The organism is Streptomyces sp. NPDC050388 (genome assembly GCF_040655635.1).
In the GTDB taxonomy this organism is placed as follows: Bacteria; Actinomycetota; Actinomycetes; order Streptomycetales; family Streptomycetaceae; genus Streptomyces.
The window spans coordinates 18,446-30,411 of record NZ_JBFAKH010000083.1 but is presented as its reverse complement, the minus strand read 5'-3'; the positions used below and the strand labels follow the sequence as shown (position 1 = coordinate 30,411).

The following is an 11,966-nucleotide window of genomic DNA, read 5'->3' as shown; positions in this document are numbered from 1 at the left end:
TCTGCCTCCGAACGTCGACACCGAGCACATCACCGCGGAGCTGACCGGCGGAGTCCTCACGGTGCGCGTCCCCAAGACCCAGGAGGCCAAGCCGCACCGCATCGAGATCACCGGCTGAGGGCGGCGGGGCCGGCCGACGCGCCGTGCGGCTGCGACAGGCCGGTGCCCGCCCCTTCCGTTACCCGGCGGTCCTTCGTGAGGGTCGAGTCAGGGGGCAGTTGCACATCGGTTCCGTCACGAGGCGACCACGCGGACCGCCGTGACCTTGTACTCGGGGCAGGACGTGACGGTGTCGGCGTGGCCGGAGGTGAGGCGGTTGACCCCACTCGCCGGGAAGTGGAAGGAGCAAAAGGCCTGGCCGGGCGCGGCCTGCTCGCCGACGCGGGCGATGAGGCGGGCCCTGCCGTGCCGGCTTTCCACCGTGACCGGTTCGCCGTCGCGCACGGCGTAGCGGTGGGCATCGCCGGGGTGGAGGTCGAGGAGGTCGACGGGGTCGAGGGCGAGGTTGGCGCCGCGCCGGGTCATGCTGCCGGAGTTGTAGTGCGCCCAGCGCCGTCCGGTGACGAGGATGAGCGGGTAGTCGTCGTCGGGGTGTTCGCCCGGCGGGAGGTAGGGAACCGCGGCCAGGTGGGCGCGGCCGTCGGCGGTGGCGAACCGGTCCCGGTAGAGCTTCGCCGCACCGGGCTGATCGGGGTCCCGGCAGGGCCACGGCACAGCGCCCTCCCGGTCCAGCCGGTCGTGGGACAGGCCCGCGAAGAGGGGCGCGATGCGACCGCATTCGGCCAGGGCGGCGGCCGGCGTCGGGCAGCCGAGGTCGGCGCCCATCACCGAGGCGACGGCGTGCACGACGTCGAAGTCGCTGCGGGCTTCTCCCGGCGGGGGCACGGCGGGGCGGACCCGCTGGAACCGGCGGTCGAAGTTGACGAAGGTGCCGTCCTTCTCCAGCCAGGACGCAACGGGCAGCACCACATCGGCACGGCGTGCGGTCTCGGACAGGAACAGCTCGCTGCACACCACGAACGGGCACGTCTGAAGGGCCTCGGCCACCTTGTTCGCGTCAGGATCGGTGGCGCACACGTCCTCTCCGATGACCCACAGCGCCCGCAGCTGTCCCGCCCGCGCGGCGGCGAACATGTCCGGGATGCGCAGGCCGGGCCGCTCGGGGACCGGGCCGTCCCACACCGCCTCGGCCCGGGCCCGCACCGCCGGGTCGGTCACTTTGCCGTAGCCGGGCAGGAGGTCGGGCAGCGCGCCCATGTCGGAGGCGCCCTGCACGTTGTTCTGGCCGCGCAGGGGATTGACTCCGTGTCCTCTGTCGGTACCCACGGCACCGCGCAGGATCGCCAGGTTGGCCAGCGTCCGCACCCCGTCCGTGCCGTGCAGGTGCTCGGTCACCCCCAGGCCGTAGACGATTGCGGGACTTCGGGCCCCGCCGTAGAGCCGGGCGGCGGCAATCAGGTCGGCGGCGGGCACACCGGTGATGTCCGCAACCCGGTCCGGCGGGTAGTCGGCCAGCAGCTCGGCGAGCTCCGACAGACCGGTGGCCCGCTCCCGCAGGAACGCCTCATCGGTCAGGCCTTCTGTGAGCAGGACGTGGGCGAGCCCGTGGAAGAGCGCCACGTTGGTGCCCGGGCGGGGCCGCAGATGCACATCGGCGTGCGCGGCGAGGCCCACGGCGCGCGGATCGGCGACCACCAGCTTGGCCCCGTGCAGCACGCTCCGCAGCAGCCGTGCCCCGACCACCGGGTGGGCCTCGACGGGGTTGGCCCCCACCACGAGCAGGCTGTCGGAGCGCTCGACGTCGTCGAAGCTGTCGGTGCCGCCGGACAGGCCGAAGGAGGCGGTCAGGCCGGCGGCGGACGGGGAGTGGCACAGGCGGGAGCAGTTGTCGACGTTGTTCGTGCCGATGACGGTCCGCATGAACTTCTGGACGAGGTAGTTCTCCTCGTTGGTGGCGCGGGCCGAGGAGATCGCCGCCACGGCGTCCGGGCCACCGGCGGCAACGGCCGCGCGCAGCCCTCGGGCGACATGCCCGAGCGCCTCGTCCCAGCTGACGGGCTCCAGGCGGCCGTCACGTCGCAGCAGGGGCCGGGTGAGTCGTTCGGAGGAGGTGACATAGCCGTGGGCGAAGCGGCCCTTGACGCAGGCGTGGCCCTGGTTGACCGGGCCGTCGCGGGCGGGCAGTACGGCCGTGACCTCGCCGTCGGCGGTGACGACGTCCAGGGCGCAGCCGACACCGCAGTAGCCGCACGTCGTACGGGTCGCCGGCGGCCGGCGGGCGGAGGTGAGTCCGCGCGCCGGGCCGGGTTCGGTGAGCGCGCCGGTGGGGCAGGTGTCGACGCAGCCGCCGCAGGCGACGCAGTCCGACTCGGCCCAGGGCCCGCCGGTGCCTGGCGCGACCACGGTGTCGGCGCCCCGGCCGACCAAGGTCAGGGCGAAGGTGCCCTGCACCTCGGCGCACATGCGGACGCACCGGCCGCAGGCGATGCACAGGTCCCGGTCCAGATGGACGTAGGGGTGGGAGTCGTCCCCGCCCCGGCCTCCGGCACCCTGTGCGGTGTCGGGGCCGATGCCCGTCGACCGGCAGACCTCGGCCAGTTCACTGGGGTTGCCGTCGGCGAGGGCACGGGGCGGCAGAGTCGAGGCGATGACTTCCACCGCCTCCCGGCGCAGTTGCTGGAGATCGTCGGTCGCGGTCTCGACGTGGACACCGGGAGCGGCCGGGGTCACACAGGCCGCCACGGTCTGTCCGGCGGCGCGTACGAGACAGGTGCGGCAGGAGCCGGCCGGGCTGAGCCGGTCGTCGGAGCACAGCGCGGGCAACTCGCTTCCGGCCGCCCGCACGGCCGCGAGCAGGGATGCTCCCTCGGGCACGGCAACGCTCGTGCCGTCGACCCGGATCTCGATTCCGGTCATGGCTCCCACCCCGGCAGTCGGTCGCCGTAGACACGGGCGAGGCTGTGCACGGCGGGCGGGATGCGTCGTCCGAACGCGCACAGGCTCGCCTCGGCCAGTACACGCGCGAGCCGTCCCCACTCGGCACCGGGCGGGGTGCCGGCCCCGGCCAGCTCCAGACCGCGGCGCGAGCCCACCCGGCAGGGGGAGCAGGCGCCGCAGCTCTCCGCCGCCGCGAACTCCCACACGTGCCGCAGCACGTCCTGCGGCGCCACGTGCTGGTCGAAGGCGACCAGTCCGGCATGGCCCAGTGCGGCACCGCGGGCGGCCAGGTCGGCCGTGGTGAGCGGCACGTCCAACGCGTCCGGGGCGAGAAATCCGCCCAGTGGTCCACCGACCTGGAGGGCGGTCGGTTCGCTGCCGTCCTTCATGCCGCCGCCCAGCTCAGTGACGATCCGCAGCAGCGAGGTGCCCATCTCGACCTCGTACGCCCCCGGCCGGGCGAACCGTTCCGAGAGGCAGACCAGTTTCGTGCCGGTCTCTTCCGGCGTGCCGCGCCGGGCGTACGCGTCGCCGCCCCGGGCCACGATCCACGGGACGGCCGCCAGGGTCTCCACGTTGTTCACCACGGTCGGCGCATCCCACAGTCCGCGCGCGGTCGGGTACGGCGGGCGCGGCCGGGCGCAACCCCGGTCCCCTTCCAGGCTCGCGATCAGCGCGGTCTCCTCACCGGCGACGTACGATCCGGCGCCCCGCACCACCTCGACGCCCAGGGCCGTGTCCGTGCCGTGCACGGAAGGGCCGAAGTGCCCCGCGGCGTAGGCTTCCTCGACCGCTTCCCGCATCCGTGCCAGTGCGCGCGGATACTCCGAGCGCACCAGCACCACGCCCCGGCGGGCGCCGCAGGCGAAGCAGGCCAGTGCCAGGCCCTCCAGCACCCGCCTCGGGTCGGCCTCCATCAACAACCGGTCGGCGTACGACCCCGGGTCCCCTTCGTCTCCGTTGGCCACCACCACGGTGCCGGGCGCCCGGCCGGCCGCCCCCCATTTCGCCGCCACCCGGAAGCCCGCTCCCCCGCGTCCCCGCAGCCCGGAGGCGGCCACCTCTTCATGGACCCGGTCAGGACGACCGGCCGTCACGGTGCCCGGCCACACCTGCCACGTCGGCTCACCGGCGACCACCCCTGCCAGCAGCACGGGGTCGCCGGTGTCGTCGGCCACCGGGATCTCAGGAGCCGACCGCGGCTCGCGCCCTGCCAGTTGGGCGACGAGCGCCGGGCCCGTGCAGGGCGTGGCCCCGTCGAGTACGGCGGGCCCGGCGTAGCAGTACCCCAGACAGCGGACGGCCTGCAGCGATGTCCCTCCGTCCGGTGAAGCGGTGCCCACGGCGACACCCAGTTCCTGCTCCACCTGGGTGAGATGCCGTCCTGACCGCGCCGCGAAGCACGCCGTCGCCGAGCAGACCCGGACGTGACGGCGCCCGTGCGGGACGACGAGGTCCGCGTAGTAGGCGGCCGGCCCGAGTGCGGCGGCGGCAGGCAGACCCAGGCCGGCGGCGACCGCCGGGGCCCAGCTCTCGGGGCCGTCCACCGAGCTCTCCCTGGTGTGGGCCAGACGCTCGACCAGCCGCTCACCGACTCTTCCACGCCGCTCGGAGAGAGCTCGGAAAGCGTCGAAACGGCCGGCGGGACGAATGACAGCCATGACTTCATGGTGGCGGCAGTCCTACGGCGCCACCATCCGGGCTGCGGGCTGCTTACGTCCGCTCCGGGGGCGCCAGGGTGCCGGTGCATCGCGCGCGGCGCCCCGGTCGAAGTCGTACGGCACCTGGTTCACCGAAACGGGGCCCTGGGCCGGTCGGCACGCCGAGACGTGATCCGCGGGCGGGTCGCAGGCTATGCCCCGGTGGGGAAGGGTCGGGGGTCGTCCGTGCGGTACGCGATGTGCTCGGAGACCGACACCACGCCGTCGACACTCCGGCACAGCCGCTCGATGACGGGGATCATCATCCTGACCCCGACGGACCCGCCGAGGGTCACCTTCCCCTCGTGCACCTCGACCGTGACCTGCTCGGCGGCAGGGCCCAGCGTCCGCCGCAGAACGTCCCCGGTGATCTCGTCGTGGATCGCGTCGTCGCGGCGCAGGAAGATCCGGAGCAGGTCGCTCCGGCTGACGATGCCCTGAAGCCGGTCGGTCTCGTCCACCACGGGCAGTCGCTTGACGTTCTGCGCCGCCATGAGGCGGGCCGCCTCGACCATGGTCCATTCGGGACGTGCGCACACGGCAGGGGCCGACATGAGTTCCTCGGCACGGGTGCCCTCGGCCTTGGCCCGCTCCCACGCTTCGAGGTGCGGGACCGGCGTCCGTCCGGACAGGTCGGGCTGGGCGGAGGACTTGCGCAGCAGATCGGCCTCGGACACCACGCCCATGGGCCGGTCCAGTTCGTCCACCACCGGTACGGCGGTGATGCCGTTGTCCTCCAGCAGTCTGACGATTTCCTTGAACGGCATGTCACGCGGTGCCCGAACCACGTTCCGGGTCATGAGTTCTGCGACCGTGCGGTGGTGCATGTCGCTTCTCCGTTCCGGTTGGCGGTCCGGCTGCTCGGATACGGCACCCCTGCCGGGTTGCCTCGGTTACAGCACCATTGTGGGGAAACGGGGACGACCGTGCGAGCCGGGCTCGGCCGTCGCGGCCCTTCTCACTCACCGCCCCCTCTGCCGCCCTCCCGGGCACGAGCCGCCCAGCGGCGCCTCACCGCGTCCTCGTGCTCGGCCTGCTCCAGGGCGAGTTCGACACGGGCGAGCGCTGACTCGAGGCGGGGTGTCCAGTGCCGTCGCAGGGCTCGGGCACGTCGGCGGGTACGCGTCAGTTCGGCCTCGACGGTCCTCCTGGCCGCCCGGGCGACGGCGTACTCGGCTGCCGCTCGCAGTGCCTCACGGAAGGCGGCCTCCGCGTGGATCAGGGCGGTGTTGGCGGGCGGGGCCGAGGTGGGCGTTCGGTCGGGCACGGAGCAGGTGACCTTGGACGGGTGACGAACCCCCATGGTGACGGTTTCGCCGATCGTGATGCTCGCCGGGCCGACTCCGGCGGCCGCGCCGTCGAGTGCGGGTTCGCCGCTGAGCAGCACGGCTCTCAGCAGCCACGTGTCGGCTTCCTCCGCACTGTCGTGCCAGCGGCGGGCACCGCTCTCCTCTGCGCGGCGCAGGAACTCATGGCGGGCGCGCAGGATGCGCAGCTTCTGTTCGAGGAGGTCGGCGCCCCGGCGGGCGACCGTCAGACGGTGCCGCAGATGCAGGCGCCCGGCGCGTGAGGGCGGTATCCGGGACGGGGTCGTCATGGGAGCGTCCCCTTTTCCCTGGGCGTACCGGATCTTTCGTCGTGGTCTCCCGGGACCTCCCGTGCGCCGTGCTCGTCGAGCAGGGCCGCGGGCAGCATGGAGAGCTGGCTGCGCGTCAGCGTCGACAGCACCTGCCAGGCATCCTCCAGCGTCTGCTCCAAGGGCCGCGACGCGTCGCTCGGCTGGTTCACGAAATCGCGCAGGAACGCCTCCTCGAAGACCAGATGGCGGCGGTCGGCCGGGCTCAGCGCCGACCGGCCGACCAGGTCGGCGAGTTCACGGACCTGCCGGGCCCGGGCGAGGGCTGCCAGGAGTTGCGCGGCGACGTCGAGGTGGTCGGCGCGGGTGCGCCCCGGTCCTGCCCCCTTGCGCATCAGGCGGGACAGTGAGGAAAGGGCGTCCACGGGCGGGTACACGCCCAAGGCGTGCGTCTCCCGGGAGAGGACGATCTGGCCCTCGGTGATGTAGCCGGTCAGGTCCGGAACGGGATGGGTGATGTCACCGGCGGGCATGGTCAGGACGGGCAGGACGGTCACCGAGCCGGGCCGGTCGCGGAGCCGGCCGCAGCGCTCGTAGAGAGAGGCGAGGTCGCTGTAGAGGTAGCCGGGGTAGGCGCGACGGGCCGGGACCTCGCCGCGCGCCGCCGAGACCTCGCGCAGGGCCTCCGCGTAGCTGGTCATGTCGGACATGACGACGAGGACGTGCCGCCCGCCGGTGAAGGCGAGCTCCTCGGCGACGGTCAGGGCGAGGCGCGGGGTGAGGATCCGTTCGATGACGGGGTCGTCGGCGGTGTTGAGCAGCAGCACGAGATCGCCGGTGGCGGAGCGCTCCTCCAGTGCGTCCCGGACGAAGGAGGTGTCCGGGTGGGTGAGTCCCATGCCGGCGAAGACCACACTGAACGGCTCGCCGCCGGCGGTGGCCTGAGCCGCGATCTGAGCCGCCAGTTCCAGATGGGGCAGTCCGGCGGTGGAGAACACCGGTAGTTTCTGCCCGCGCACCAGGGTGGTCAGCGCGTCGACCACGCCGACACCGGTGAGGACAGGCTCGGACGGAGGTTCACGCCGTACGGGATTGACGGGGTTGCCGCCCACCGAGGCGCTGGTCCGTCCGAAGACCGGAGGCCCTCCGTCGACCGGCTCGCCGCGCCCGTTGCAGACCCGGCCCAGCCAGGCGGGACCGACCGGAATGCGCAGCGGCCCTCCGGTGAAAGCCACCCGGGTGCCTCGCGGGTCCATGCCGGCGGTGTCCTCCAGGACCTGCACCACGGCGAGGTCCCGGTCCACTTCCAGGACGAGTCCGTGCCGCCGTTCGCCGCTCTCCAGCGTGATCCGGGCGAACTCGTCGTAGCCGACACCTTCGACCCCTTCGAGGACGGCGAGCGGACCGCGCAGTTCGCGGACGGCCGTGTACTCGACATCGCCCCACAGGGTCACGGCCGGTCGCCTCCGTCCCCGCGACTCATGTCACCGCACCTCCCGCAGCCGGATGAGCAGGGCGTCCCGTCGTGCCCGCACGCCCTCGGTGTCGTGCGGGCCGACCTCCTCGCGGGCCCGGAGCACCGGACCGAAGTCCACGTCCTCGAGGACGGCCGCGGGGGTGCCGGAGTCGACGAGTTCCCGACACCGGTCGACCACCGCGAGCACCGCGTCGACCAGCGCGGCGGTCTTGTCGGCGCCGCAGTAGGCGTCCTCGGCCGACAGGGCGCTCTGCTGGAGGACGCCCTCGCGGACGAGCCGTCCGGCGAGGACGCCGACACGTTCCCGGTCGGGCAGTGCGGTGATGCCGATGAGATCGACGAGAGCGGCCAGCCTGTCCGCCTCGGCGAGCAGGGCGGCCACGCGGGCGCGCCGCGCGGGCCGGGCCGGGTCGTCCGCCGCCTGCCGGGCGGTGAGGGCCGCCGCGTCACGGGAGAACGACCCCGACCAGGACAGGGCCGGGTAGTGCCGGGCGTAGGCGAGGTCGCGGTCCAGCGACCACAGGCAGCGTACGAACCGCTCGGTGTGGGCGGTGACCGGTTCGGTCATGTCGCCGCCCGGCGGGGAGACCGCGCCGATCACGGTGACCGAGCCGCGTTCGCCGCCAAGTGTGGTCACGGCTCCCGCCCGCTCGTAGAACGCGGCGATCGCCGAGGCGAGCCCCGCCGGATACCCCTCCTCGGCGGGCAGTTCGCCGGTCCGGGAGGCGAACTCGCGCAGCGCCTCGGCCCACCGCGAGGTCGAGTCGGCGATGACCACGACGTCGAGCCCCATGTCCCGGAAGTACTCGGCGACCGTGGCCCCGGTGTGGATGCTCGCCTCGCGGGCCATCATCGGCATGTTGGAGGTGTTGGCGATGGTCACGGTCCGGTCGGCGAGCCGTCCGCCGGTCCGGGGGTCCTCCAGGCCGGGGAGCTCGGTGATGACGTCCGCCATCTCGTTGCCGCGCTCGCCACAGCCCACGTAGACGATCACGTCGGCGTCGCACCACTTGGCGATCTGCTGCAGCAGCATGGTCTTTCCGGTGCCGAAGCCGCCGGGGACTGCGACCGTGCCGCCGCGGGCGACGGGAAAGAGCAGGTCGATCACGCGCTGCCCGGTGCTCAGGGCCTCCGGCTCTCCCCCGCGCTCGCACACGGGCCGCGGGCGGCGGACGGGCCAGGTGGCGCCGATGCGTACGTCGGTGCCGTCGACCCGGGCCGCGACAGCGTCCTGCGGATAGGTTCCCTCCGGCGCGATCCGCTCCACCACGCCCGTGACGCCCGGCGGTACGAGCACCCGCACGCGGACCGGTCCCGTCCCTCGCACCTCCCCCAGCGCCTCGCCCTCCGCGACCCGTGCCCCTTCCTCCACGCCGGGGACGAACGGCCAGTCGCGCTCCTCACCGGCGGACCGGTTCGTGCCGGGAACCAGCCAGTCACCCGCACCGGAGAGCGGCCGGAGCAGGCCGTCGAAGACGCCTCCGAGCAGCCCGGGACCGAGCCGTGCGGAGAGCGGCCCCGCGCCCGGTCGCGCAAGGTCTCCGGGGGCGAGTCCGCCCGTGTACTCGTACACCTGGACGGTGACGATGCCACCGCTGATCGCGACCACCTCGCCGGGCAGCCCCGCCTCGCCGAGGAAGACCAGGTCGTGCATCGCCGTGCCGCCGGTGTACTCCGCCTCGACCAGCGGTCCGGCGACCCGCAGGACCCGCGCGGTGGAGTCGGCCTTCACGGCGCCCACAAGCTCTCCGCCTCCGCCCCGAGCCGGTCCAGCGCCCGCGCGGCCAGGGCATCGAGAGTGCAGTCGACCCGTCGGCCGGCGGCGTGGGCCACCAGGCCCCCGCCGGAGTGCACGGTCGTCTCGGCGTCCGGTCCCAGGAGCCGGCGCGCGTGCCGGGTCAGCCGCTCCAGCAGCAACGTGTAGTCGGCCGTGCGCCGCAGTTTCCTGACGTGGTCGGTGGCACGGCGGCCCAGTTCCTCGTACGCCTCCCTGCGAGCGGTCAGTTCACGCGCCCGCGCCGTTCGCCGGGCCCGCGCGCGTATGACCCGTCCGGCAGCGGCTCCTTGGGCCTGCCCCTCGCGGCGGGCGTCCTCCACCAGGGCGCGGGCCTCGGCGCGGGCGCGTTCGAGGAGTGCCGTGGCGTCCCGGTCAGCTCGGGCCAGCAGGTCGACGGCCTCTGCCCGGGCGGCCCGCAGCAGCTCGGCACGGACCGGTTCGAGTGCGCCCTCGACCCGGTCCGGGGCGGGCGCCTTCACGGTGGCATCACCGCGGTCAGCGGTGCGGTGTCACTCGACGGCTCCGGGCCGAGCGCGTCAGCCGCCGCCGGGGTGAGGATCACCAGCTCCACGTCCTCGGGAAGGGTCCGCCACGCTGCCCGCACGGCGTCCGGATCCTCCGCGATGAGCACGGCGACTCCGGCCAGCGCGAATCCGACCACCCGTACCTGTTCGCCCAGGGCGGCCACGCGTCCCACGTCAGGCCTTTCCGATCAGGATGATCGCGACGACCAGGCCGTAGATGGCGATGCCCTCGGCGAGGCCGACGATGACCATGGCCCGGCCGAAGAGCTCGGGCCGCTCGCTGAGTGTCGCCAGCGCCGCCGCGCCGGTGTAGGCGACGGCGATCGACGCCCCGATCGAGGCTCCGGCCACCGCGATCGCGGCGCCGATCAGTGCGGCGGATCCGGATCCGGAGTTCTGCGCCGTCTCGGCTGTGGCGGCGGCTCGTGCGTCCCCGCCGCCGAGGGCCACCGTGAGCAGCGCGAGCGCCCCGGCGAACAGGAGGGTGTCGGCAGCCAGGACCAGCCGCAGGGCCGTGCGGGCGGACCGGCGCACCAGCAGCCGGGTGACGAGCCAGACCACCGTGATGATGGGAAGAGCGATGAGCCAGGCGATCACGACATCACCTCCGTGCGTTGAACGGGCACCTTCCAGGGCCGGAAGGGCCGTCCCTGCGTCTCGAAGACCCGGGAGAACAACTCGTAGAACTCCAGCCGCAGCGCCTGCACCCCGGCGACCAACGCCTCCAGCGCGAAGGCCAGGCCGTTGCCGACGAGGAAGAGCACCACGGCCGCCGCCAGCGCGGCAGGCCCTCCGCCCGCCAGCGCCGTGGTGCCGCGCCACACGATGCCGCCGAGCGCGGCATGGGTGAGCCCGAAGGCGGCCAGCCGCGTGAAGGACAGAAGGTTCGAGCCGATCCGTACGACGGCGTCGAAGAGCTGGACACCGGTCTGGGCGACGCCGCCCGGGCCGCCGACGGTGGCGGCGTACATTCCGGTTCCGGCCAGGACCAGCCCCGTGACGGCGATGCCCGCCCCGGCAAGGGCGTACCCCGAGCGGCCCAGCCAGACAGCTCCGGCGACCACGACGAGCCCGAGATAGAGCGCCCCTCCCGCGATGCCGGACACCGCGTGGAGGGCACCGGACGGCCCGCTCTCCCTCCAGCGGTTCACCGCCCCGGCCCCGTACGCCAGCGTCAGGAGGACGGCGCCGAGCACGACGGCCGCGGCCAGCAGCCGCATCGGCTCGTCCAGCGGGTTCAGCCAGAGCACCGGAAGGACTCCGGTCGGGCCGAAGAACTCGCCGTAGGCCAGCCCCGCCAGTGTGCTGGCCAGTCCCGCTCCGGCCACGAGCGGCCACAGCGGGCGCAGTGACGCCGCCCGGCGCGGGCGGCCGCCGCGCAGCAGGAGCCCGGCCAGGAGCAGCAGCGCACCGTGCCCGGCGTCGCCGAACATGACGCCGAACATCACCGCGTACACAAGGCCCGCCGGCACCGTGGGATCGAGGTCGGAGTAGGGCACCGTCCCGTAGGTGCGCACCAGCGGTGTGAACGAGCGCCGTATCGCGCCGGTGTCGCGCAACAGGGTCGGAGGGTCGGCCCCGCGCGGTGCCTTCAACGGCACCAGCGCCGCCCCGGCACGGGCCAGGCGCTCGGCGGTCGCGGGCACGTCGACGGCGGGGCACCAGCCGGCGAGCGCCCCGACCTCACCGTGCCGCACCACTCCGGAGAGCCGCTCCTCGAGCTGGGCCTCCCCCGCCAGCAGATCGGCCCGGCCCGCGCGCTCCAGGGCGTCGAGGTCGGGGGAACTGGCGCTGACGACGGCTTTCACGGGCCCGGAGCGCAGGCGCCGCAGGCGGTCGGCCGCCTCCCCCCTCGCTGTGCCGTCGGAACTGTCGAGCTCCACACAACCCGCCTCTGCGACGCGCACCAGGGCCTCCCGCACGGCGTGCAGGGGGGCGATGATCGCCACCCGCTGCATGCGAACGGGACCCACGG

The 11,966-nt window shown here is 73.8% G+C and carries 11 protein-coding genes; 1 reads left to right on the top strand and 10 read right to left on the bottom strand.

Annotation, left to right across the window (positions count from 1 at the left end; all coding sequences use genetic code 11):
• Position 1: 1 nt before the first annotated feature.
• The gene (locus AB0I73_RS33110) at positions 2-118 is read left to right on the top strand and encodes an Hsp20/alpha crystallin family protein (protein WP_363043644.1); all 117 of its coding nucleotides are present in this window, start codon (positions 2-4) and stop codon (positions 116-118) included.
• A 116-nt stretch (positions 119-234) separates the two neighbouring features.
• On the opposite strand, the gene fdhF is transcribed toward AB0I73_RS33110, so the two are convergent.
• From fdhF to AB0I73_RS33060, 10 genes are all read right to left on the bottom strand, one after another.
• Entirely contained in the window at positions 235-2,916 is a 2,682-nt protein-coding gene (gene fdhF / locus AB0I73_RS33105; protein WP_363043640.1) for a formate dehydrogenase subunit alpha, read from the bottom strand.
• Positions 2,913-4,598, bottom strand: coding sequence for an NAD(P)H-dependent oxidoreductase subunit E (locus tag AB0I73_RS33100; protein WP_363043638.1), 1,686 nt, complete (start codon positions 4,596-4,598; stop codon positions 2,913-2,915). Before AB0I73_RS33100 ends, fdhF begins: the two co-directional genes overlap by 4 nt.
• Before the next feature lie 191 nt (positions 4,599-4,789).
• Positions 4,790-5,464 carry a CBS domain-containing protein gene (locus tag AB0I73_RS33095; protein WP_363043636.1) on the bottom strand — a complete coding sequence of 225 codons (675 nt, stop codon included), beginning with the start codon at positions 5,462-5,464 and terminating at the stop codon, positions 4,790-4,792.
• 131 nt (positions 5,465-5,595) lie between these two features.
• Entirely contained in the window at positions 5,596-6,234 is a 639-nt protein-coding gene (locus tag AB0I73_RS33090; RefSeq protein WP_363043634.1) for a V-type ATP synthase subunit D, read from the bottom strand.
• Positions 6,231-7,667 (bottom strand): V-type ATP synthase subunit B, encoded by a 1,437-nt coding sequence (locus tag AB0I73_RS33085; protein ID WP_363043632.1) that lies wholly within the window; start codon positions 7,665-7,667, stop codon positions 6,231-6,233. Before AB0I73_RS33085 ends, AB0I73_RS33090 begins: the two co-directional genes overlap by 4 nt.
• A 30-nt stretch (positions 7,668-7,697) precedes the next feature.
• Entirely contained in the window at positions 7,698-9,431 is a 1,734-nt protein-coding gene (locus tag AB0I73_RS33080) for a V-type ATP synthase subunit A (RefSeq protein ID WP_363043630.1), read from the bottom strand.
• Entirely contained in the window at positions 9,419-9,946 is a 528-nt protein-coding gene (locus tag AB0I73_RS33075) for a hypothetical protein (RefSeq protein ID WP_363043628.1), read from the bottom strand. Before AB0I73_RS33075 ends, AB0I73_RS33080 begins: the two co-directional genes overlap by 13 nt.
• Positions 9,943-10,155, bottom strand: coding sequence for a V-type ATP synthase subunit F (locus AB0I73_RS33070; protein WP_363043626.1), 213 nt, complete (start codon positions 10,153-10,155; stop codon positions 9,943-9,945). Before AB0I73_RS33070 ends, AB0I73_RS33075 begins: the two co-directional genes overlap by 4 nt.
• Positions 10,156-10,165: 10 nt before the next feature.
• On the bottom strand, positions 10,166-10,588 hold the full coding sequence (locus tag AB0I73_RS33065) for an ATP synthase subunit C (protein WP_363043624.1): 423 nt from the start codon (positions 10,586-10,588) through the stop codon (positions 10,166-10,168).
• Positions 10,585-11,964, bottom strand: a complete 1,380-nt coding sequence (locus tag AB0I73_RS33060) for a V-type ATPase 116kDa subunit family protein (protein WP_363043622.1) — start codon at positions 11,962-11,964, stop codon at positions 10,585-10,587. The genes AB0I73_RS33065 and AB0I73_RS33060 overlap by 4 nt, the downstream gene beginning before the upstream one ends.
• Positions 11,965-11,966 lie beyond the last annotated feature (2 nt).

Excerpts from the sequence above, each read along its gene's own strand:
- fdhF (WP_363043640.1), bottom strand. The coding sequence starts at position 2,916 with ATGACCGGAATCGAGATCCGGGTCGACGGCACGAGCGTTGCCGTGCCC.
- AB0I73_RS33100 (WP_363043638.1), bottom strand. The coding sequence starts at position 4,598 with ATGGCTGTCATTCGTCCCGCCGGCCGTTTCGACGCTTTCCGAGCTCTC.
- AB0I73_RS33095 (WP_363043636.1), bottom strand. The coding sequence starts at position 5,464 with ATGCACCACCGCACGGTCGCAGAACTCATGACCCGGAACGTGGTTCGG.
- AB0I73_RS33090 (WP_363043634.1), bottom strand. The coding sequence starts at position 6,234 with ATGACGACCCCGTCCCGGATACCGCCCTCACGCGCCGGGCGCCTGCAT.